This window comes from Ramlibacter sp. (assembly GCF_028292805.1).
In the GTDB taxonomy this organism is placed as follows: Bacteria; Pseudomonadota; Gammaproteobacteria; order Burkholderiales; family Burkholderiaceae_C; genus Ramlibacter.
Map to the genome: position 1 here is coordinate 1 of NZ_JAQGLS010000129.1, position 20,228 is coordinate 20,228.

18 protein-coding genes and 1 riboswitch are annotated in these 20,228 nt (G+C 69.5%); of the genes, 5 read left to right on the top strand and 13 right to left on the bottom strand.

What is annotated here, in order from left to right; genetic code table 11:
• Window positions 1-798 (bottom strand): adenosylhomocysteinase (locus JWP65_RS07575; protein ID WP_299762269.1); only part of this gene is annotated, 798 nt, incomplete at its 3' end.
• Window positions 799-861: 63 nt separating this feature from the next.
• A riboswitch (S-adenosyl-L-homocysteine riboswitch) is annotated at window positions 862-933 on the bottom strand.
• Between the two features lie 115 nt (window positions 934-1,048).
• Window positions 1,049-2,029, bottom strand: coding sequence for a bile acid:sodium symporter family protein (locus JWP65_RS07580; protein WP_299762272.1), 981 nt, complete (start codon window positions 2,027-2,029; stop codon window positions 1,049-1,051).
• A 292-nt stretch (window positions 2,030-2,321) separates the two neighbouring features.
• Here JWP65_RS07580 and JWP65_RS07585 point away from each other — a divergent pair, with 292 nt between their 5' ends.
• Window positions 2,322-3,404 (top strand): ATP-dependent DNA ligase, encoded by a 1,083-nt coding sequence (locus JWP65_RS07585; RefSeq protein WP_299762275.1) that lies wholly within the window; start codon window positions 2,322-2,324, stop codon window positions 3,402-3,404.
• A gap of 62 nt (window positions 3,405-3,466) precedes the next feature.
• Here JWP65_RS07585 and JWP65_RS07590 read toward each other — a convergent pair whose 3' ends face one another.
• The 3 genes from JWP65_RS07590 to ligD form a co-directional block, all read right to left on the bottom strand.
• Window positions 3,467-3,715, bottom strand: a complete 249-nt coding sequence (locus JWP65_RS07590; protein ID WP_367280485.1) for a DNA-3-methyladenine glycosylase I — start codon at window positions 3,713-3,715, stop codon at window positions 3,467-3,469.
• A gap of 13 nt (window positions 3,716-3,728) precedes the next feature.
• A complete protein-coding gene (locus JWP65_RS07595) occupies window positions 3,729-4,049 on the bottom strand; it encodes a hypothetical protein (protein WP_299762278.1) in 321 nt (106 codons plus the stop codon).
• 532 nt (window positions 4,050-4,581) lie between these two features.
• Entirely contained in the window at window positions 4,582-5,820 is a 1,239-nt protein-coding gene (ligD, locus tag JWP65_RS07600; RefSeq protein ID WP_299762281.1) for a non-homologous end-joining DNA ligase, read from the bottom strand.
• Window positions 5,821-5,906: 86 nt separating this feature from the next.
• Between ligD and JWP65_RS07605 the strand changes: the two genes are divergently transcribed.
• Genes JWP65_RS07605 through JWP65_RS07615 form a run of 3 tightly spaced genes read left to right on the top strand, consistent with a single transcriptional unit; the run spans window position 5,907 to window position 9,542 of the window.
• Entirely contained in the window at window positions 5,907-7,547 is a 1,641-nt protein-coding gene (locus JWP65_RS07605) for a peptide chain release factor 3 (RefSeq protein ID WP_299762284.1), read from the top strand.
• Between the two features lie 13 nt (window positions 7,548-7,560).
• Complete coding sequence (locus tag JWP65_RS07610) at window positions 7,561-8,733, top strand: S41 family peptidase (RefSeq protein ID WP_299762287.1); 1,173 nt, start codon at window positions 7,561-7,563, stop codon at window positions 8,731-8,733.
• Window positions 8,734-8,750: 17 nt separating this feature from the next.
• The gene (locus tag JWP65_RS07615) at window positions 8,751-9,542 is read left to right on the top strand and encodes an HAD family hydrolase (protein WP_299762332.1); all 792 of its coding nucleotides are present in this window, start codon (window positions 8,751-8,753) and stop codon (window positions 9,540-9,542) included.
• On the opposite strand, the gene JWP65_RS07620 is transcribed toward JWP65_RS07615, so the two are convergent.
• From JWP65_RS07620 to uvrA, 6 genes are all read right to left on the bottom strand, one after another.
• Window positions 9,473-9,997 carry a gamma-glutamyl-gamma-aminobutyrate hydrolase family protein gene (locus JWP65_RS07620; protein ID WP_299762334.1) on the bottom strand — a complete coding sequence of 175 codons (525 nt, stop codon included), beginning with the start codon at window positions 9,995-9,997 and terminating at the stop codon, window positions 9,473-9,475. The two genes, JWP65_RS07615 and JWP65_RS07620, sit on opposite strands and share 70 nt — an antisense overlap.
• Window positions 9,982-10,143: a hypothetical protein gene (locus tag JWP65_RS07625; protein ID WP_299762336.1), complete on the bottom strand. Its 162-nt coding sequence runs from the start codon at window positions 10,141-10,143 to the stop codon at window positions 9,982-9,984. Before JWP65_RS07625 ends, JWP65_RS07620 begins: the two co-directional genes overlap by 16 nt.
• On the bottom strand, window positions 10,140-10,910 hold the full coding sequence (locus JWP65_RS07630) for a gamma-glutamyl-gamma-aminobutyrate hydrolase family protein (protein WP_299762290.1): 771 nt from the start codon (window positions 10,908-10,910) through the stop codon (window positions 10,140-10,142). The genes JWP65_RS07625 and JWP65_RS07630 overlap by 4 nt, the downstream gene beginning before the upstream one ends.
• A gap of 57 nt (window positions 10,911-10,967) precedes the next feature.
• Entirely contained in the window at window positions 10,968-11,924 is a 957-nt protein-coding gene (locus JWP65_RS07635; protein WP_299762293.1) for a tripartite tricarboxylate transporter substrate binding protein, read from the bottom strand.
• Window positions 11,925-12,030: 106 nt separating this feature from the next.
• Window positions 12,031-12,549, bottom strand: a complete 519-nt coding sequence (locus JWP65_RS07640; RefSeq protein ID WP_299762296.1) for a hypothetical protein — start codon at window positions 12,547-12,549, stop codon at window positions 12,031-12,033.
• Between the two features lie 332 nt (window positions 12,550-12,881).
• Window positions 12,882-18,752, bottom strand: coding sequence for an excinuclease ABC subunit UvrA (gene uvrA / locus JWP65_RS07645; protein ID WP_299762299.1), 5,871 nt, complete (start codon window positions 18,750-18,752; stop codon window positions 12,882-12,884).
• A gap of 164 nt (window positions 18,753-18,916) precedes the next feature.
• Here uvrA and JWP65_RS07650 point away from each other — a divergent pair, with 164 nt between their 5' ends.
• Window positions 18,917-19,225 carry a hypothetical protein gene (locus JWP65_RS07650; protein ID WP_299762302.1) on the top strand — a complete coding sequence of 103 codons (309 nt, stop codon included), beginning with the start codon at window positions 18,917-18,919 and terminating at the stop codon, window positions 19,223-19,225.
• A 68-nt stretch (window positions 19,226-19,293) separates the two neighbouring features.
• On the opposite strand, the gene JWP65_RS07655 is transcribed toward JWP65_RS07650, so the two are convergent.
• Both JWP65_RS07655 and JWP65_RS07660 read right to left on the bottom strand, forming a co-directional pair.
• The gene (locus JWP65_RS07655; RefSeq protein WP_299762305.1) at window positions 19,294-19,935 is read right to left on the bottom strand and encodes a 2-hydroxychromene-2-carboxylate isomerase; all 642 of its coding nucleotides are present in this window, start codon (window positions 19,933-19,935) and stop codon (window positions 19,294-19,296) included.
• The gene (locus JWP65_RS07660) at window positions 19,932-20,159 is read right to left on the bottom strand and encodes a DUF1289 domain-containing protein (RefSeq protein WP_299762307.1); all 228 of its coding nucleotides are present in this window, start codon (window positions 20,157-20,159) and stop codon (window positions 19,932-19,934) included. The genes JWP65_RS07655 and JWP65_RS07660 overlap by 4 nt, the downstream gene beginning before the upstream one ends.
• Between the last annotated feature and the right edge of the window lie 69 nt (window positions 20,160-20,228).

The following is a 20,228-nucleotide window of genomic DNA, read 5'->3' on the forward strand; positions in this document are numbered from 1 at the left end:
ACCGGCCACCACGGCCACCTTGCCGGCGATCATCACGTCGGTGGCGCGCTTGATGCCGTCCACCAGCGATTCGCGGCAGACGTAGAGGTTGTCGAACTTGCTCTTGGTGACGCTGTCGTTCACGTTGATCGCGCGGAACGGCAGCGTGCCCTTGGCGCTCATTTCCTTCAAGCGGTGCACGCCGGTGGTGGTCTCTTCGGTCACGCCGATGATCTGGGCGGCCTTGCGGCTGTACCAGGTCGGGTCTTCCTTGAGCTTGGCGCGGATGGCGGCGTAGAGGATGCGCTCTTCCTCGCTGGAGTGGGTGTCGATCAGGGACAGGTCCGACTCGCAGCGCTGGCCCAGGTGCATCAGCAGCGTGGCGTCGCCGCCGTCGTCCAGGATCATGTTCGGGCCTTCGCCTTCGCTGCCCTTGGCGCCGAAGTCGAAGATGCGGTGGGTGTAGTCCCAGTAGTCTTGCAGCGACTCGCCCTTGATGGCGAACACCGGCGTGCCGCCGGCGGCGATGGCGGCGGCGGCGTGGTCCTGGGTCGAGAAGATGTTGCAGGAAGCCCAGCGCACGGTGGCGCCCAGGGCCTGCAGCGTCTCGATCAGCACGGCGGTCTGGATCGTCATGTGCAGGCTGCCGGTGATGCGGGCACCCTTGAGCGGCTGGCTGGCGGCGAATTCCTTGCGGATCGCCATCAGGCCGGGCATCTCGGTTTCGGCGATGCGGATTTCCTTGCGGCCCCAGTCGGCGAGCGACAGGTCGGCAATGGCGCAGTCGTTGCTGGCAACGGGCTTGAGAACGGCGTTCATGGAGGGCTCCAAAAGCAGGGGTTTCGAGTCAGCCACTGTTCTGGGGGGCTCACCGCACAGAAGAGTGGGTGAGCGTCGTTGCATGGAATTCCGAGCCTCGCGTCCATGGTGGACGCTGCAACGCTCCTCGGTTGGGCGCGATTCTACCCGCTCGCCGTCATCCCCGCGCAGTCGCGAGTCCAGTGCTGCCGCATATTCGCCGCGTCAGATGAAAGCCCTGGACCCGCCCGCGCGACGACAACGAAAATCGTCAGGCGCCGGCCCGCTCGCCGGCCTGCGACCGCTCCAGGCGCGCATCTTCCGGGCTGTTCTCGAAGCGCTGGAACAGCGTCGCCACCAGCCCGCCCGAGATGTTGTGCCAGACGCTGAAGATCGCGCTGGGCACCGCCGCCAGCGGCGAAAAGTGGGCCGCCGCCAGGGCCGCGCCGAGGCCGGAGTTCTGCATCCCGACCTCGATCGCCAGGGTCTTGCGCTTGGCGATGCTGCGGCCGGTGAGCTTGCCCAGCCAATAGCCCAGCAGCAGACCCAGGCCGTTGTGCAACACCACGACGGCGAAGATCAGCAGGCCGCTGGTGGCGATGCGCGGCTGGTTGGCCGCGACCACTGCCGCCACGATCGCGACGATGGCGACCACCGACACCAGCGGCAGCATGCCGACGGCCAGTTTGACCTTGTCGCGCAGCAGCGACTGGGCCACCACGCCGAGCGCGATCGGCAGCACCACCACCTGCACGATCGACCAGAACATGGCCGCGGCGCTGACCTCCAGCCACTGGCTGGCCAGCAGGTAGATCAGGGCCGGCGTCACCACCGGCGCCAGCAAGGTGGTGACCGAAGTGATCGCCACCGACAGGGCGACGTCGCCGCGGGCCAGGAAGGTCATCACGTTGGAAGCCGTGCCGCCCGGGCAGCAGCCGACCAGGATCACGCCGACGGCGATTTCCGGCGGCAGCGCCAGCGCCTGGCACAGCAGCCAGGCCAGCCCCGGCATGATGATGAACTGGCCGAGCACGCCGATCAGCACGTCGACCGGCCGCCGCAGCACTTCGCGGAAGTCGTCCTTCGACAGGGTCAGGCCCATGCCGAACATGATGACCCCCAGCAGCGGAACGATCCAGGGCGCGATCCAGCGGAACTGGGCCGGGGCGAAAAAGGCGAGCACCGCGAACAGCAGCACCCAGATGGCGAAAGTCTTGCCGACGAAATGGCTCAGGCGGACGAGGGCCTGCATGGTGGATTCCCTGGAAATGCGGAGTACGGGGACCGGCGCGGGCGCCGGATGCGCGCGGCAGGCGAGCCGCCCCGGGGCTGCGGAACGGCGGCTGACGCTGTGCGGCCGCCGGGTGGGCGGCCGTCCCCGGCCGGCGGCGGGTCGTGCCGCCGGGGCGTCGGCAGCCGGGTTGGCCACCTAGGGTTAACCCTGATTCTAAGTGGAGAGCCAACGGACAGCACGAGGCGGGGACATTGCCATCCAATTGGCCTTGCCGCGCCACCAGGGTGCCCGCAGCGGTTACAAACGCGGGATGTCCGCATTCCCCACCGCCCCGATCGAGCCCATGCTGGCCAAGGTCGCCGAATCCCTGCCTACCGACGAGGGCTTCCTGTTCGAACCCAAGTGGGATGGCTTTCGCGCCCTGGTCTTCCGCGGCAACGAGCAGACCTACCTGCAAAGCCGCGACCTGCGGCCGCTGAACCGCTACTTTCCGGAGCTGGAGAAGGCGCTGCACGAGGCGCTGCCCAAGGGCTGCGTGCTCGATGGCGAAATCGTCGTCGCCCGCAACGGCACCCTCGATTTCGACGCCTTGCAGCAACGCCTGCACCCCGCGGCCTCCCGCGTCGTGCGGCTGGCCAAGGAGACGCCGGCCAGTTTCGTTGCCTTCGACCTGCTGGGCGCCGGCGGCAAGTCCACCATGGAGCTGCCGCAGGCCGAACGCCGGTCGCGGCTGGAACGCCTTCTGGGCAAGGCAAAGGCACCGCTGCACCTGACGCCGATGACGCGCGATCGTGCGCAGGCCGAGCAATGGCTGCAGCAGTTCGAAGGCGCGGGCCTGGACGGCGTGATCGCCAAGCTGGAGAACGCGCCCTACATGCCCGGCAAGCGCACCATGCTGAAGATCAAGCACGTGCGCAGCGCCGAGTGCGTGGTGGCGGGTTTCCGCTGGTACAAGGAGCGCACCGACGCGGTCGGCTCGCTGCTGCTGGGCCTCTACGACGAGGCTGGCGCGCTCCACCACGTGGGCGTGACTTCGGCCTTCACGATGGCGATGCGCGAGCAACTGGCCACCGAGCTGGCGCCGCTGCGCGAGGGCGCGCTGGAGAACCATCCCTGGAAAGACTGGGCCGTCACCAGTGACGACAGCCAGCGCATGCCCGGCGCGCAAAGCCGCTGGAGCGCCGGCAAGGATCTGGGCTGGGAGCCGCTGCGGCCCGAGCGGGTGGTCGAGGTCAAGTACGACCACCTGCAAGGCGAGCGCTTTCGCCACGCCGCCATCTTCCTGCGCTGGCGCGACGACAAGCCGGCCAGCGACTGCCGCTACGACCAGCTGGAGGTGACGACGCCGTTCGAGCTGGCCAAGGTGTTCGGCGCGAAGGCGTCCACGAGCTGACGCTTGCGCCGCAAGCAGGCGAGCGCGTGGTCGTCCACGATGCCCACCGCCTGCATCCAGGCCTAGACGATCACCGGTCCAACGAACTTGAAGCCGCGGCGCTTCAGCTCGTTCGAGATCTCCCCGGACTTGGGCGTGCTGGCGGGCAGGCTGCGGCCGTCGCCGCACAACACCTTGCCGCCGGTGAATGACCAGCAAAAGTCGGCGAAGTCTTCGCCGCGCGCCAGCATGTCGCAGTAGATCCGCGCGGCCGCGATGGTGGCTTCTGGGCGTCGTCGCCATTGGCCCAGGCGCAGCGGTGGATCGTGGATGCAGGCGGCATGGCTAGAGCGCGAACGCGCCCGCCAAGCCGCGCGGGCGTATCACCTCGTAGCCCTCGCCCGTGGCAGACCGCCGCGCGATGCGCGCCTGCTCCAGCACGCCGCGCCGGGTCAGGCATTCCTCGACCTTCGCCAGCGCGGCCTCCCGGTCGCCGTTGACGGAAATGAAGATGTTGAAGCCGCCCGCTCCCATGTCATGCCCGTCCACCTGGGCGACTTCGCCGCGGGTGAACGCGTTCATGAGGGTCTCCTCCACGTGCAGCAGGCGGTCGAAATCCGTCCCTTCGGACAGCGGCAGTTGGACGACGAGTTGGTCATTGGGCATGGCTGCGAAGATTAACCTGCTGGAACATGGCTTGCGCCAGCACCAGGTTGGGCACCCAGCAGCCACGCAATGACCGGATCGCCCCGATCGAACGGGAAGCCGGCCGCTACGGCCATCGGGACCCGGAGCCTGAGCGTGACGGCGGCGAAGGTGAGCGCGAGTTGCGGACCGTCCAGCGCCGGTGCGAGGCAATATCCCCGGCGCCGGATCGGCACGTAGGCACGCCGGTGAATAGTCACCCCAGCCCATGCGGCGAGCCGCCTAGCAACAAAAGACGTCGCGGCCGCCGAGCGCCTGCCACTGCTGCTCGATCTGCCGTGCATCTTCATCGCAGCGGGCTTGGACCATCATCATGACCCCTCCATCCTGGATGCCTGCTTCGTAGTGGCGCACGCGCTCTTGTCGTCGCTGAACAAGCCTGCGACCCTTCGGCGGTTGCCGCTGGATGATGCAGTCATCGTCACGTCCTCCGTGTGCCCGCACCAGAGGCTCACGATACAACATGCCCGAGCAAACCGACAGGGTCGACCGCCTACCCCACCCCCTTCCCCCTCGGCCGCAATTGCACCGGCACCCGCTCCAGGTTGATGCGCACCCGATACCACAGCGACGAGCTGCCGCGCATCTTGTCCAGCAGCACGTCGGCCGGCTCCAGGTGCGCCGCTGCCTGCGGGTGCTTGGCCTTCCATTCCTCGGCGGCGGCCACCGCATCCGCCTCGCGCTCGGCGCGCGCCACCTCGATCAGCGGCTTCTTCGGCACCCGCCGGCCGGTGGCCGTCGACGGCGGGGCCCGGCGCGGCTCGCCGGCGCCTTTCTTGTAGTGCGGCGGCCACGGCGCGTCGCCCTGCCCCTGCGCCTCCTGGCTGGTCGACAGCGCCAGCAGCGGCTCGAGCGACTGGGGCGCGGCGTCGATGCCGGCATGCGGATCGCCGATGGCGGCGAAGCGCCCGGGCATCGTCCATAGCGTGAAGTCCGCCGGGTTGCAGGCGCCCAGTTCGTCCCAGGTCACCGGCGCCGAAACCCTCGCATCGGGCCTGGGCCGCACCGAGTAGGCGGACGTGACCGTCCGGTCCTTGGCGTTCTGGTTGTAGTCCACGAAGACGCCGTGGCGTTCCTCCTTCCACCACTTGGCTGTCGCCATGGCTGGCGCGCGCCGCTCCACCTCGCGCGCCAGCGCCAGCGCGGCCCGCCGCACCTCGTCGAAACTCCAGCGCGGCGCGATCCGCACCAGCACGTGGATGCCGCGCGAGCCGGAGGTTTTGGGCCAGCCCACCAGGCCGAGCTCGTCCAGCGTGGCCCGCACCACCCGCGCCACTTCCACGATCTGCGGCCATTCGACGCCGGGCACTGGATCGAGGTCGACCCGAAGCTCATCGGGATGGTCCAGGTCTTGGGCCCGCACCGGATGCGGATGCAGTTCCAGGCAGGCCAGATTGGCCATCCAGGCCAGGTCCGCCGGGTGCCGCGGCACCACCTCCTCGGCGCTGCGGCCCGAAGGGAACTTGATCTCGGCCACCTCCAGCCAGTCCGGCCGCTTGGCCGGCGCCCGCTTCTGGAAGAAGAATTCCTCGCCGGTGCCGTTCGGGTAGCGCACCAGCACGCAGGGCCGCCCGCCCGCGCCGCGCAAGGCGCCCTCGGCGACCGCCAGGTAGTACTTCACCAGGTCGAGCTTGCTGACCTTGGCCTGTGGAACCAGCAGCTTGGCCGGACTGGAGATCACCACCTGGCGCCCGGCGATCTCCAGGGTGAGGTCGGACTTGTCCTGGGGCATCCGCCCAGAATACGACGGCACGGCACAATAGAGGGTCAGACGCGGCCGCTTGCCAGCCCAGCCGTCCGCCTTCCCCGGAGTTCCCTTTGTCCGCATCGCCCCTGGCCGCCGAAACGCGGCGCCGCCGCACCTTCGCCATCATTTCCCACCCCGACGCGGGCAAGACCACGCTGACGGAAAAGCTGTTGCTGTTCTCCGGCGCGATCCAGATCGCCGGCGCCGTCAAGGGCCGCAAGGCATCGCGCCACGCCACCTCCGACTGGATGGAGATCGAAAAGCAGCGCGGCATCTCGGTGGCTTCCTCGGTCATGCAGATGTTGTACCGCGACCACGTGGTCAACCTGCTCGACACGCCCGGCCACAAGGACTTTTCCGAAGACACCTACCGGGTGCTGACGGCCGTCGACGCCGCGCTGATGGTGATCGACGCGGCCAACGGCGTGGAGGCGCAGACGCGCCGGCTGATCGAGGTCTGCCGCCAGCGCGACACGCCGATCATCACCTTCGTCAACAAGATGGACCGCGAGGTGCGCGAGCCGCTCGACATCCTCGACGAGGTCGAGCGCGAGCTGGGCATGCCTTGCGTGCCCATGACCTGGCCGGTCGGCAAGGGCAAGACCTTCGGCGGCATCATGAACCTGCGCCGCCAGACCATGACGGTGTTCGAGTCGGGCAGCGAGCGGTTGCCGCAGGACTTCGACGCCGTCCCGCTGTCCGACCCGGCGGAACTGCAACGCCGCTTTGGCGCCGAGTACGACGCCGCCGCCGAGAGCATGGAACTGGCCGCCGGCGCCTCGCCGACCTGGGACCGCGCCGCCTTCCTGGCCGGCAAGCAGACGCCGGTGTTCTTCGGCTCCGCCGTCAACAACTTCGGCGTGATGGAGGTGCTGGACGCGCTGGTCGAGCTGGCGCCGCCGCCGCAGTCGCGCAAGAGCACCACCATCGTCAACCGGCAGCCGGTCGAGCGCATCGTGCAGCCGGACGATCCGGCCTTCTCCGGCGTGGTGTTCAAGGTGCAGGCCAACATGGACCCGTCGCACCGCGACCGCATCGCCTTCGTGCGCATGGCCTCGGGCAAGTACACGCCCGGCATGAAGCTGAAGGTCCAGCGCACCTCCAAGGAGCTGCGCCCCACCTCGGTGGTGACCTTCCTGTCGCAGCGGCGCGAAGCCGTCGACGAAGCCTATGCCGGCGACATCATCGGCTTCACCACCCACGGCGGCGTGCAGCTGGGCGACACCATCACCGACGGCAGCGTCAGCCTGCAGTACACCGGGCTGCCATTCTTCGCGCCCGAGCTGTTCATGGTGGTGGTGCTGAAGAACCCGCTGCGCACCAAGCAGCTGCAGCAGGGCCTGGCCCAGCTGGGCGAGGAAGGCGCGATCCAGGTGTTCCGCCCCGAGATCGGCGGCCCGATGCTGCTGGGCGCCATCGGCCAGCTGCAGTTCGAGGTGGTGCAGCACCGCCTGAAGGCCGAGTACGACTGCGACGTGCGGCTGGAAGGCTGTCCGTACACCGGGGCGCGCTGGATCACCGCCGACACCCCGGCCGAGCTCAAGGCCTTCGTCGAGGCCTACCCGCAGCGGATGGCGCTGGACGCGGCCAACGCGCTAGCCTTCCTGTGCACCTCGCCGTACGACGTGCGGCTGGCCCAGGAGCGGTTCCCCAAGATCCATTTCCACCTGCTGCGCGAACACGCGGGTCTGTCGCTGCAGGACAAGGGCTGAGCCGGAGACTGCCATGCGCCAGCTGCTCGCCCGCCCCGCCCTCGCCGCGCTTGCTGCGTCCGCCTTGCTGCTGGCTGCCTGTGGCGGCGGCGGCGGTGGTGGCGAGGCCGGCGGTGGCGGCGCGACGACCTCGGCCAGCTTCGCCGGCGTGTGCACGCTGGAAGGGCAAAAGCAGTTCGCGCGGGCTTACCTGGGCGAGACCTACCTCTGGTACGACGAGATCCGCGAGGTGGACCCGGCGCTCTACGCCAACCTCCCCGACTACTTCGACGCCCTGCTGGTGCGCACGCCCGACGCCAACGGCCTGCCCAAGGACCGCTACAGCACCGTGCTGCCGACCGGCCAGGGCAACAGGCTTGGCGACGTGCTCAAGGACCACACCGACGCGGTGCCGGTCACCCGCGTCGTCGACAGCCCGGGCGGCCGGCGGGCCGGCTACCTGCAGTTCAACCACCACGACGCCGGCGCCCAGGACGACCTGATCACGGCCTTTCGCCAGCTGCGCGACGAAGCGGTGCAGGACCTGGTGCTGGACCTGCGCTTGAATTCCGGCGGCTTCCTCTACGTCGCGCTGGCCGCCGCCTCGATGGTGGCCGGCCCCGCGGCCGAGGACAAGGTGTTCGAACAGCTGCGCTACAACGACCAGCGCGCCGACCTCACGGCCGCCAGCACGCTGCGCTTTTCCAGCCGGCTGCAGTTCGCGGAGACCCAGTACGCCGGCGGCTCGCGGCTGCCGCAGCTGGACCTGCCGCGCGTGTACGTGCTGGCCTCGGGCCAGACCTGCTCGTCCAGCGAGTCCATCGTCAACGGCCTGCGCGGCATCGATGTGCAAGTGATCCTGGTGGGCGACACCACCTGCGGCAAGCCGTACGGCTTCAGCCGCCGCGACAACTGCGGTCATGCCTATTTCCCGATCGAGTTCGAGGGCGCCAACGCCAAGGGCTCGAGCGGCTACACGGCCGGCTTCCAGCCCACCTGCCGGGTCGAGGACGATCCCGACACGGCCGCCGGCAGCAGCCGCGATCCGCTGCTGCGGGCGGCGCTGGCGCATGCCGACACGGGCGCCTGCCCGGCCGCTTCGGTCCGATCGGCGCAGCGCAGCGCCAGCGCCTCGCTCGCAGCCACGCCGGCGCGCCAGCCGACCCGCCCCGCCTGGGCCGGTCGGCTGCTGCGGGACCAGCGTTGAGCGCGCCGCGCCAGCAGATGCTGCCGCTGGCCGCCTGGCCGGCCAGCGAGCGCGCGGGCATCGTCGGCGTGCTGACGGACATCGACGACACCCTCACCACCGAAGGCGCCGTCACGCCCGACGCGCTGCAGGCGCTGGCCGCGCTGCGCGCCGCCGGCCTGCACGTGATCCCCATCACCGGGCGGCCGGTCGGCTGGAGCGAGCCGTTCGTCGCGCAGTGGCCGGTGGACGCCATCGTGGCCGAAAACGGCGCCGTGGCCCTGGTGCACGAGAGTGACGGCAAGGCATTGCGCAAGCTGTACGTGCAGGATGCTGGCACCCGGGCGACCAACTTCGCGCGCATGCAGGACGTGGGCCGCCGCATCGAGCGTGAAGTGCCCGGCGCCAGGCTGTCGCAAGACAGCGCCGGGCGCGAGACCGATATCGCCATCGACCACAGCGAATTCACCCGGCTGCCGGCGGACGGCATCGAGCGGGTGCTGCAGCTGATGCGCAGCGAGGGCATGAACGCCACCGTCAGCTCGATCCACGTCAACGGCTGGTACGGCGAACACCACAAGCTGTACGGCGCGCGCTGGATCGTGCGCCAGTTGCTGGAGCGCGACCTGGACGCCGAACTGGAGCGCTGGGTCTACATCGGCGACTCGACCAACGACGTGCTGATGTTCGAGCACTTCCGCCACAGCGTGGGGGTAGCCAACATCCGCCGCTTCGAACAGCAACTGACGCACAAGCCGCGCTACGTGACGCCGGGCGAGCGCGGAGCCGGGTTCGCGCAAGTGGCGGCCGCGATCTTGTCGGCGCGCTGAGAGCGGCAGGCCTGCACGAAGGACTGCATGATCCGGCCGTAAGCCGGATGCCAGCGCCAGCCCCATTCGGGATGGAACTGGAAACCCCAGGCGAACAGGCTGGCGTCGTGCCAGCGGAAGGCCTCCACCAGCCCGTCGTCGGCGTGCGCCTCGGCCACCAGGCCGGCGCCAAGCACGTTCACGCCCTGCGAGTGCAGCGAGCTGACCGGAAAGCGCCCCATCCGCGCGATGCTTTCCAGTTCGCCGCCGGGCACGGCCGTGACGAAGTGGCGTTCCCGGCAGGCCTCGTCCAGTTCCTCGTCGGGATCTTCCCAGTGCTTGACGCTGCCAGGGAGCTCGCGCAGCCACTGGTGCAGGCTGCCGCCGAGCGCGACATGGAGATCGTGCGAGCCGCGGCAAAAGCCCAGGACCGGCACGCGCCGCTGCAGCGCCAGCAGGATCAGCTGGGGCGCCAGCGCATCGCGCCGGTGTCGAACTCGAACCCGGGCCGCGCCGGCTCTTGCCCGTACAGGTGCGGGTGCACGTTGCTGTCGGAACCACCGAGCAGGATGCGGTGGCTGGCCACCACCCAGACGCTCGGCACCTGCGCGCCCGCGTTCATCCCGCGGCTTTCGCTCCGCAGTGCGCCCGGCAGGCGGCGGCGAAGGCCTGCAGCGTGCGCTCGTAGAACGGATGCTGCTGGTGGCGCCATTCCGGGTGCCATTGCACGCCGTACGCAAAAGCCGGCGAGCCCAGCACGCGCACGCCCTCCACCAGGCCGTCGGGCGCGCGCGCCTCGGCCACCAGCCCTTCGCCCAGCCGCTTGATGCCCTGGCCATGCAGCGAATTGACGAAGGCGCGGGTGCTGCCGGCCCAGGCGGCGAAGGCGCTGCCCGGCTCCAGCAGCACCTCGTGCCGCTCGCCGAACTGCACCGCCAGGTCTTCGTCCTCCGGCTCGCGGTGGTCCATCAGGCCGGGCTGGTCGTGCAAGGTCTGGTGCAGGCTGCCACCAAGCGCCACGTTCATCTCCTGCAGGCCGCGACAGACGCCGAGCAAGGGCATCCCGAGCTTGAGCGCTTCGCGCACCAGCCGCATGGTCAGCTGGTCGCGGCGCGGATCGAGCAGGTCGGTGGGCAGCGCGGTGGCGCCGAAATGGCTCGCTTCCACGTTGGACGGCGAGCCGGTGAGCAGCACGCCGTCCACCAGCGGCAGCAGCGCCGCCACGTCCCCGGCTTCGGCCATGGGAAACAGCACGGGCTGCAGCCCCAGCGCCGTCACCGCCGCCGCATAGCGGTCGGCCAGCACGGTGTAGCCACCGGGATCGGACAGGTCCAGGTGGCGGTGGCAGGCGGGCAGCCACACCAGGGGCTTGTGCGGGATGTTGGCCATGGTCTGTGGAAGCACATCATGCCAAAGCCCGCGCCCGCGGCGCCGCCGCCCGTGTCTTTATTTGGCCAGGCCGAGCTTGTCGACCAACGCCTTCTCGGTGCGGAAGGTTTCCTGGGCAAAGCGGGCGTACTGCTGCTGGTCCATGTAGTTGGGCAGCATGTCGTAGCGCGCCAGCGCCGCCACGTAGCTGGGATCCTCCATGGCCTTCTTGAAGGCGTCGTGCAGCCTCTTGGTCACGTCGGGCGGCGTGTCGCGCGGCGCGCCGATGCCGAACGGCGAGTTCTGCACGATGTCCAGCCCCAGCTCCTTGAGCGTGGGCGCGTCGGGAAACTTGTCCAGCCGTTTCTCGCCCCAGGTGTTGAGCACGCGCAGCTTGCCGGCCTGCACCAGCGGCGCGAAGCCGGTGGAATCGGCGGCCGCCATGATGTGGCCCCCGGTGATGGCGACGGCCAAGTCGGCGCTGCCTTTGTAAGGCACGTGGTTGAGCTGGACGCCCAGCTTCTGCGCGATCAGCTCCGTCGTCAGGTGCGGGCTGGTCAGGGTGCCGGTAGAGCCGTAGCTCAGCTTGCCAGGGTTGGCCTTGGCGTAGGCGACGAAGTCGGCCCAGTTCCTGATCGGGCTGTCGGCCGGCACCACGATGCCGAAGGCATAGCCGGTGACGTTCAGCACGTAGCTGATGTCCTTGACCGGGTCCCAGGCGATCTTGGTGGTGTAGGGCAGGCGGAACACGCCCAGCGGGATCTGCGCCAGCGTGTAGCCGTCGGCCGGCACGGTCTGCAGCTGCTGCGCCGGCAGCGTGCCGCCGGCGCCCGGCTTGTTCTCGATGATCACCGGCTGGCCCAGGATCTTGCCGGCGTTATCGGCCAGCTGGCGCATCGTGATGTCGGTCGGCCCGCCGGCGGGAAAGGCGATGACCAGGCGGATCGGCTTGCTTGGGAACGACTGGGCTTGCGCGCCCAGGCTGGCGACGGCCAGCATGGCGGCGGCGAGCTGGACGAGATGGCGACGGCGCATCGGTGCTCCTGGAATGGCTGCGGGGAAGGAAGCACGCATTGGAGCGTGCCGCCTTCGCCGCGGCAATCAGGACTCGCCCGGGGGGCGTAACCTGCGGGACAGGGACTCAGCAGCCTTGCGGGCGGTTGTCGCGCATCGGGATGCTGCCGGTCAGCGTGATGGTGTCGCCGCCCGCGCCGGTGCTGAAGCGCGCGCCGGCCAGGTCGATTTCATCGTTGACGCGGTCCACGGTGCCCGCCGGTTCGACCAGGCTGTAGTCGACGTTGTTGATGGCAATGAACATCACGCGGATGGTCGGCGTGCCCGGCTGGTAGCGCACGTCGCCGCTGATCACCCGGGCGGTGCCGGCCTGCTCGAGGCGCGAGAACCGGAAGCGGCACAGTTCGGGATCGCTGCCGATCGGGTTGACCTTTTCGACGGCGTTCAGGAACACGTTGTTGCTGGCGTAGACGCCATTGAGGGCGGCAGTCGCGGAGCCGGCCACCGCCACGCTGCCGCTGCGGTTGCTGGCCTCGGGATTCTCGTCCTCGAACACGAAGTCGCTGTCGCCCCCGCTGCCGCCGCAGGCGGCCAGCATGACGGCGGCGGTGACCGCGGCAAAGACGGATGGGAAGGATCTTTTCATGGGAACGGCCTCGTGAGTTAGCTGGGTGTTCGAGGCTAAGGCAGAGGCGCCACGGCAGCGTGGGAGCGATCCACCGCCGCATGTCGGACGCGACCGACTCAACCACCACCATGCGCAGCGCGCGCTCTTCCATTCAACCAGCTTTGAAGACGTTGAGGTGTGCGCCCCACCTGCGCCACCGCATCGCAACCCTCGAACACGAACAGCGCAGCCAGTCCCGCGCCGGCCAGGTTCTCGCCCCACGCCCAGGTAGTCGTCGCTGCGCCGTCCAAAGCCGGCGACCGGGCCGCCTGCCACGCTGCCGTGGATCCGGGTCCGGCCGGGATCACAGGTCAGGTGCGCGCCAGCACGTCAGCCAGCGCCACCCCCGTGTGCGTCCCCAGCGCCACCACTTCCTCCGGCGGCGCCGCCGCCACCACCTTGCCGCCGGCGGTACCGCCGTCCGGGCCCAGGTCGATGATCCAGTCGGCCTCGGCGATCACGTCGAGGTCGTGCTCGATCACCACCACGCTGTGGCCGCCGTCGACCAGCCGGTGCAGCACGCGGATCAGCTTTTCCACGTCGGCCATGTGCAGGCCCACCGTGGGCTCGTCCAGCACGTACAGCGTGTGCGGCGCCTTCTGGCCGCGCCGCGTGACGTCGTCGCGCACCTTGGACAGCTCGGTCACCAGCTTGATCCGCTGCGCCTCGCCGCCCGACAGGGTGGGCGACGGCTGCCCCAGCGTGAGGTAGCCCAGGCCGACGTCGCGCAGCAGCTGCAGCGGGTGGCTGATGTTGGTCATGGAAGCGAAGAACTCCACCGCCTCGTCGACCTCCATCTGCAGCACGTCGCCGATGCTCTTGCCGCGCCAGCTGACGGCCAGCGTCTCAGGGTTGAAGCGGGCGCCGCGGCAGGCCTCGCACGGGATCTTCACGTCCGGCAGGAAGCTCATGGCGATGGTGCGCACGCCCTGCCCTTCGCACAGCGGGCAGCGGCCCTCGCCGGTGTTGAAGGAAAAGCGGCCCGGACCATAGCCGCGGGCCCGCGCCTCCAGCGTATCGGCGAACAGCTTGCGAACGGTGTCCCAGAAGCCGATGTAGGTCGCCGGGCAGGAACGCGGCGTCTTGCCGATCGGCGTCTGGTCCACTTCCAGCACGCGGTCCAGCACCTGGTAGCCGTCGACCGACTTGCAGCCGCTCCACTTGGGCCGCTTGCCGGCGTCGTCGGCGTCGCGGCCGGCCTTGGTCGAGCGTTGCTGCACGGCGGCCTGCACGTTGTGCAGCAACACGTCGCGCGCCAGCGTCGACTTGCCCGATCCCGACACGCCGGTGACCACCACCAGCCGCTGCAGCGGCACGTCGACGTCGACGTCGTCCAGGTTGTGCAGGTCGGCGCCTCGCAGGCGCAGAAAGCGCTGCGGCGGCGGGGCCACCACGACCTCCTCGCTTGCCGCCGCAGGTTGCGCGCCCTTGGCCAGCCGCTTGATGAGGGCCTTGGCCTTCTTTGCCTTGTCCTTGGTCGACTCGTAGATCGGCCGCTCCACCGGCTGCACGGCGTCCATGGCGCCCACCTCACGCCGCGGCTTGAGCGGATGCCGCATCGCATGCAGCAGGTAGCGGCCGGTCTGCGACTCCTTCGCCTGGGTCAGCTGCTCCACCGAGCCTTGCGCCACCAGCCGGCCGCCGCGCTTGCCGGCGCTGGGGCCGATGTCGATGATGTGGTCGGCCCGGCGGATGGTGTCTTCGTCGTGCTCCACCACCACCAGCGTGTTGCCCTTGCTGCAAAGCTTGTGCAGCGCGTCCAGCAGGATCTGGTTGTCGCGCGCGTGCAGGCCGATGGTCGGCTCGTCAAGAACGTAGCACACGCCCTGCAGGTTCGAGCCGAGCTGCGCCGCCAGCCGGATGCGCTGGGCTTCGCCGCCTGACAGCGTCGGCGCGCCGCGGTCCAGTGTCAGATAGTTCAGCCCCACCTCCTCCAGGAACTCCAGGCGCGAGCGGATCTCGGGGATCAGGTCGCGGGCGATGCCCTCCTCGCGCGTGCTCAGCACGCCCTTGACTTGCAGGCTCTCGATCCAGCGGCGCACGTCGCGCACGGACAGCGCGGCGACATCGGCGATGCCGGTCTTGTCGAAGCGCACGGCGCGCGCCTGCGGGTTCAGCCGCGAGCCCTGGCAGCAGCTGCAGACTTCGTCGGTCAGGTCTTCCACCTCCGGCTCGGCGAAGGTCTGCTCGCGGCCCTTGTCTTCCGCCGCGAACAGCGTGTCGTCGAAGGCCTTGCGCTGGTCGCGCGTCAGCTTGACGCCGGTGCCGACGCAATCGGGACACCAGCCGTGCTTGCTGTTGTACGAGAACAGGCGCGGATCCAGCTCCGGATAGCTGGTGGCGCAGACCGGACAGGCGCGCAGTGTGGAGAACACCTCCACCTTGCCAACGGCGTCCTGCAGGCCGATGCCGCCGAGAAAGGCCGCCTTCAGGCCGTCCAGCGGCGCCAGCACGTGCAGCACGCCCTTGCCGTGTTCCAGCGCCACGGTGATCTTCTCGCGCAGCAGCGCCTCGTTGGCCGGCGTGATATCCAGGTCGCACACCGGCAGCTCGATGGTGTGCTCCTTGAAGCGGTCGATGCGCGGAAAGCCGGTGGTGGGCAGGAAGCCGCCGTCCACCCGCAGGTGGGTGTAGCCGCGCGGCCGGGCCCAGTCGGCCAGCTCGGTGTAGACGCCTTTGCGATTCACCACCAGCGGCGCCAGCAGGCCAATGTGCTGGCCGCGGTAGCGCTTCATGATCTGGGCCACGATGGTGTCGGGGTTCTGCGGCCGCACCTCGGCGCCATCATTGACGCAATGCTGCACGCCCAGCTTGACGTACAGCAGCCGCATGAAGTGCCACACCTCGGTGGTGGTGCCGACGGTGGACTTGCGGCCGCCGCGCGACAGCCGCTGCTCGATCGCCACCGTGGGCGGGATGCCGTACACCGCGTCCACCTCGGGCCGGCCCGCCGGCTGCACGATGCTGCGGGCGTAGGCGTTCAGCGACTCCAGGTAGCGCCGCTGCCCTTCGTTGAACAGGATGTCGAATGCCAGCGTCGACTTGCCCGAGCCCGACACGCCGGTGACGACGGTGAACTTGTTGTGCGGAATGTCGACCGAGAGCGACTTGAGGTTGTGCTCCTTGGCGTTGACGATCTGGATGGCGTTGGGCCGGGCTGCCCTCGCCCCGGCCCTCTCCCGCGAGCGGGAGAGGGAGGAAGGCGAAGCCTCCGACACCATCCCCAGCGCACCGTCGTACTCGCGCAGCGCCTTCGCCGTGTGCGAGCTCGGGTGCAGCTTGACTTCCTCCGGCGGCCCTTGGGCCACCAGCAGGCCGCCGCCGTCGCCGCCTTCCGGCCCCAGGTCGATCAGCCAGTCGGCCGAGCGGATCACGTCCAGGTTGTGCTCGATGATGACCAGCGAGTGGCCTGCCTCCAGCAGCTTGCGCAGCGCCCGCATCAGCTTGGCGATGTCGTCGAAGTGCAGGCCGGTGGTCGGCTCGTCGAACAGGAACAGCGTGCCCTTGGTGGCCATGCGCTGGCGGCTGGAACTGGCGGTGCGCGCCGCGCCGGCCAGGAAGCCGGCCAGCTTCAGCCGCTGCGACTCGCCGCCCGACAGCGTCGGCACCGGCTGCCCCAGTTTCACGTACTCCAGGCCGACGTCCACGATCGGCTGCAGCGCGCGGATCACGTCGCGGTCGTTGGCGAACAGCGAGGCCGCCTCGCTCACCGTCAGGTCCAGCACGTCGGCCACGTTCAGCTTGCGCGGCTGCACCGCGCCGATCGGCTGGCGTTCGATGTGCACCTCCAGGATCTCCGGGCGATAGCGCTTGCCGTCGCAGTCGGGGCAGCGCAGGTAGACGTCGGAGAGGAACTGCATCTCCACGTGCTCGTAGCCGGAGCCGCCGCAGGTGGGGCAGCGGCCGTCGCCGGAGTTGAAGCTGAACTTGGAGCCGGTGTAGCCGCGCTGGCGCGCCAGCGGCGAGGTGGCGAAGATCTCGCGCAGCGAGTCCCAGGCGCCGACGTAGCTGACCGGGTTGGAACGCGCCGTCTTGCCGATCGGCGACTGGTCGACGAAGACGACGTCGCTCAGGTGGTCGGCGCCCAGCAGCCGGTCGTGCCGGCCCGGCGTGTCGGTCGAGCGGCCGAAGTGGCGCAGCAGCGCCGGCGCGACGATGTCCTGCACCAGGCTCGACTTGCCCGAGCCGGACACGCCAGTCACCACCACCAGCCGCTGCAGCGGGAACTCCACCGACAGGTTGCGCAGGTTGTGCTCGCGCGCGCCTTCCAGCACCAGCCGCGGCGTCGCCTGCGTCACCGCCCGCTTGAAGCCCATGCCCACGTGCTTGCGCGCGCCCAGGTAGGCGCCGGTCAGCGTGTCGGCGTCGCGCAGCTGCTCGGTGGTGCCGTCGAACACGATCTGGCCGCCGCGCTCGCCCGGCCCCGGGCCCATGTCGATGATGCGGTCGGCCGCGATCATCACCGCCGGATCGTGCTCCACCACCACCAGCGTGTTGCCGGCGTCGCGCAGCCGGTGCATGGCCTGCGTGATGCGGTGCATGTCGCGCGGGTGCAGGCCGATGCTGGGCTCGTCCAGCACGAACAGCGTGTTGACCAGCGAGGTGCCCAGCGCCGTGGTCAGGTTGATCCGCTGCACCTCGCCGCCGGACAAGGTGCGGCTCTGGCGGTCCAGTGTCAGGTAGCCGATGCCGACGTCCACCAGGTACTTCAGCCGGGTGTTGATTTCCTCGAACAGCAGCTTCATCGCTTGCAGCTCGCCACCGCCGGCGTGCGCCTCGGCCTCCGGTTCGACCCGGGCGAAAAACTTTCGCAGGCGGTCGATCGGCAGCATCATCAGGTCGTGCAGGCTCAGGCCCGGCAATGCCTCGAGCTGCTCGCGCGTCCACTCCGCGCCGACCGGCATGAAGCGCTTGTCCGGCGCCAGCACGGCGTCGGCGTCGTCCTTGCCGCCCAGGCGCCACAGCAGGCTGTCGGTCTTCAGGCGGGCGCCGCCGCACACTTCGCACGGGGTGTAGCTGCGGTACTTGGACAGCAGCACCCGGATGTGCATCTTGTAGGCCTTGCTCTCCAGGTATTCGAAGAAGCGCTTGACCCCATACCACTTCTTGTTCCACTCGCCGTCGCGGTAGCCGGCCACGCCGTGGACCACCCAGTGCTGCTGCGTCGCCGTCAGGCGCGACCAGGGCGTGTCGCGCGGAATGCCGGCCGCCTCGGCGTGCCGCATCATGTCTTCCTGCGACTCGGACCAGGCCGGCGTCTGGAAGGTCTTGATGGCGCCGGCGCGCAAGGTCAGCTTGTCGTTCGGGATCACCAGCCCGTAGTCGACGCCGATCACCCGGCCGAAGCCGCGACAGGTTTCGCACGCGCCCACCGGCGAGTTGAACGAGAACATCGACGGCACCGGGTCGGTGTAGCGGATGTCGCTCTCGGGGCAATGCAGGCCGGTGGAGAACTTCCACACCTCTTGCGCCTCGTCGGCGCCCGCATACACCGTCAGCCGGCCGCTGCCGCGCTTGAGGCCCACCTCGATCGCCTCGATCGCCCGCGCCTTCTCCACGCCCTGGATACGGAAGCGGTCGGCCACCACGTCCAGCACCTTGCGCGCCCCGGTCGCCGTCTCCACCACGCGTTCGGCCTGAACCCGGGTGAAGCCGCTGGCGGACAGCCACTGCTCCACTTCTTCCGCCGTCGCCACCGCCGGCAGTTCCACCGGAAAGGTCAGCACCAGCCGCGGGTCGCCGTCCTTGGTGCGCGCCGTCAGCTGTTCGTAGATGGTTTCGGGCGAGTCGTGCCGCACCTGCAGCGCCGTCTTGCGGTCGAACAGCTGGCCGGCGCGCGCGTACAGCAGCTTCAGGTGGTCGTTCAGCTCCGTCATGGTGCCGACGGTGGAGCGCGAGGACCGGACCGGGTTGGTCTGGTCGATGGCGATCGCCGGCGGCACGCCTTCGACGCGGTCGACCGCCGGCTTGTCCATCCGGTCGAGGAACTGCCGGGCATAGGCCGAAAAAGTCTCGACGTAGCGGCGCTGGCCTTCGGCATACAGGGTGTCGAACACCAGGCTCGACTTGCCCGATCCGCTGGGGCCGGTCACCACCGTCAGCTCGCCGGTGTTCAGGTCGAGGTCGAGATTCTTGAGGTTGTGTTGTCTGGCGCCGCGGATGCGGATCGTTCCCTGGGACATGGAAGGCCTTCTGGAGAGCAAGGCGGAAGATTCTAGGGATGGCTTGGCATCGACGCCGGCCTGGGGTCATCTCCAGGCGTCCGACGCCGGCGGCAGACCACGTCCTACGCCGCCTGCCATTGGCAGCCCGGAACCTGTAACCCTCGCCGCCGCCTTCCTCCCCCATGGCCGTCCGACCTCACCGGCTGCAGAGCCAGCCTCTCGATCTGCCCATTCCTGCCCCGGAAGCCGGCGTCGAGACCGTGCGCCACCAGTTGCTGGCGCTGCTGGACGACTGCGAGGGGTTCGACTGCGAGCGCCTGCGCTGGCGCCTGCACACGGCCGGTTGCGGCCAGGACCTGTGGTTGCTGCGCGAGGCGATCTTCCAGATGGTGGCCAGCCAGCACTGCAAGGCCCAGGCGCAGCACCGCCTGGATGGCCTGGTGCCGGCCTTCCGACGGCTGCTGCCAGCGCGGCTGGCGGGCCGGGCCTAGTTCCCGCGCGCTGGCGAACCAGGGTGAACTTGGGCGCGGCCCCCTTCACCATGTGGCCAAGAGGAACTTCAGCGCGGTCGCGCGGTGCCCGAGGGAATTGCCCGCGCCTGCTCCCACGCACCCGATTCGAACCATGCATCGCCCGCCAGGCAGGACCGCAACATCGGCAAGCCATCGAAGCCCCAGAACAGCTTGCCGTCCACCTCGAAGGTGGGCACGCCGAACACGCCGCGCGCCAGCGCCGCTGCGGTGTTGGCCCTGAGTTGGGACTTGACCTCGTCGGCGGATGGATCCCGCGATGGCTGCAGGTGCTGTTGCAGCGCCTGCAGGCGAGTGGCGTCGGCGGCGTCCTCGCCACCACGCCAGACGTGCCGGAACACCGTCTCGCAGGCGTAGCGATTGGCCAGGCCGTCGCTGCCGCAAGCCAGCGCCAGCCGCAGCAAGGGCAGCGGATTGAACGGGTGCGTCGCCGGCATCCGCATGGCAATGCCATGCGTGTGCGCCAGCCACAGCACCTGCCGGCAAGTCCAGTCGCGCTTGGTCTCGATCTCCGCCGGGCCGAGCTGGCCGTGGTGCTTGAGGAGGCCGGCGAACAGCACGGGCCGGTAATCCACGCGGTGGCTCAGGCCCTGCAGCGCCTGCGGCAACTGCTCGAACGCCAGGTAGGCGAACGGCGAGATGACATCGAACCAGCAGGTGATGTGCTTCATCCGGGGCCTCCTCGCGCACGCCGTTCGAGTTCGAGCCACAGCACGCGTCGCTGCGCATCGGGCATGCCGCTCCAGGCGGTGATTTCGTCCAGCGTGCGGAAACACCCTTCGCACAGGCCGCTGTCGGCGTCCAGCCGGCAGATCGAGATGCAGGGCGACGGCACCGGCTGGCCGGCGCGCAGCTCGCGCGCCGTCTCCAGCAGCAATTCGGCGGCCGGCGTCATTGGACAACCTGCCCCAGGACTGCCCGCTGCGCGGCCTGCTCCTTCCCCCTGCGCAAGCGCAGGGGGCGA

Coding starts and splice junctions, on each gene's coding strand:
- JWP65_RS07580 (WP_299762272.1), bottom strand. CDS start 2,029: ATGCAGGCCCTCGTCCGCCTGAGCCATTTCGTCGGCAAGACTTTCGCC.
- JWP65_RS07585 (WP_299762275.1), top strand. CDS start 2,322: ATGTCCGCATTCCCCACCGCCCCGATCGAGCCCATGCTGGCCAAGGTC.
- JWP65_RS07595 (WP_299762278.1), bottom strand. CDS start 4,049: ATGCCCAATGACCAACTCGTCGTCCAACTGCCGCTGTCCGAAGGGACG.
- ligD (WP_299762281.1), bottom strand. CDS start 5,820: ATGCCCCAGGACAAGTCCGACCTCACCCTGGAGATCGCCGGGCGCCAG.
- JWP65_RS07610 (WP_299762287.1), top strand. CDS start 7,561: ATGCGCCAGCTGCTCGCCCGCCCCGCCCTCGCCGCGCTTGCTGCGTCC.
- JWP65_RS07615 (WP_299762332.1), top strand. CDS start 8,751: ATGCTGCCGCTGGCCGCCTGGCCGGCCAGCGAGCGCGCGGGCATCGTC.
- JWP65_RS07625 (WP_299762336.1), bottom strand. CDS start 10,143: ATGAACGCGGGCGCGCAGGTGCCGAGCGTCTGGGTGGTGGCCAGCCAC.
- JWP65_RS07630 (WP_299762290.1), bottom strand. CDS start 10,910: ATGGCCAACATCCCGCACAAGCCCCTGGTGTGGCTGCCCGCCTGCCAC.
- JWP65_RS07635 (WP_299762293.1), bottom strand. CDS start 11,924: ATGCGCCGTCGCCATCTCGTCCAGCTCGCCGCCGCCATGCTGGCCGTC.
- JWP65_RS07640 (WP_299762296.1), bottom strand. CDS start 12,549: ATGAAAAGATCCTTCCCATCCGTCTTTGCCGCGGTCACCGCCGCCGTC.
- uvrA (WP_299762299.1), bottom strand. CDS start 18,752: ATGTCCCAGGGAACGATCCGCATCCGCGGCGCCAGACAACACAACCTC.
- JWP65_RS07650 (WP_299762302.1), top strand. CDS start 18,917: ATGGCCGTCCGACCTCACCGGCTGCAGAGCCAGCCTCTCGATCTGCCC.
- JWP65_RS07655 (WP_299762305.1), bottom strand. CDS start 19,935: ATGAAGCACATCACCTGCTGGTTCGATGTCATCTCGCCGTTCGCCTAC.
- JWP65_RS07660 (WP_299762307.1), bottom strand. CDS start 20,159: ATGACGCCGGCCGCCGAATTGCTGCTGGAGACGGCGCGCGAGCTGCGC.